1 pseudogene is annotated in these 559 nt (G+C 46.5%); it reads right to left on the minus strand.

Annotated features, from left to right (window positions below):
- Positions 1 to 155, minus strand: a pseudogene (locus tag HED22_RS19775) (flagellin); the annotation flags it as partial.
- Positions 156 to 559: the final 404 nt, after the last annotated feature.

Raw genomic sequence — 559 nt, forward strand, 5'->3', positions numbered from 1 at the left:
GCACCGATGGCCATGGAGGCAGCATCGTCGCGGGCCGAAACAACACGGGTACCAGAAGACAGTTTGGAAAGGGAACGGGTTGCCATCTCGTCGGACGCAGTCAGGTTGCGATGAGCGACGTTGGCGGCATAGTTGGAAATAATATTGAGAGCCATTTTTCATCTTCCTACTTGGAATGAACATCAGACACCATGTCTTGATGTGAGTGGATTGATCCTCAGGAGTTCTTCTTGAACAGCCTATAAAAGGTCCACGAGAAGATCATATGCATTTTCTTGATCCAGAAGTCCAGAGAAAAAAGACTCAAACAGAAAGAAAAAATTGAAATTACGGAAAAACAATAGCTTAAAGAGTGAAATTCGTAATGATCAGCGCGTGAGAGAGTGAGGCTTAACCTGAAATAGCCGAATCGGAGTAGATAGCCGACAATGATTTGAGTCTGTTTGTTGATGCGGTAAAACGCGCGATCAGAAACTTGGCGATAGCAGTTGCTACGCAAAAGGGGCGGCCCGAAGGCCGCCCCTTTGTGAAGACATAGTTGCTTTCGAGATTACTGGAG

Origin of the sequence: Thalassospira sp. HF15 (assembly GCF_011806525.1) — a bacterium.
GTDB lineage: Bacteria > Pseudomonadota > Alphaproteobacteria > Rhodospirillales > Thalassospiraceae > Thalassospira.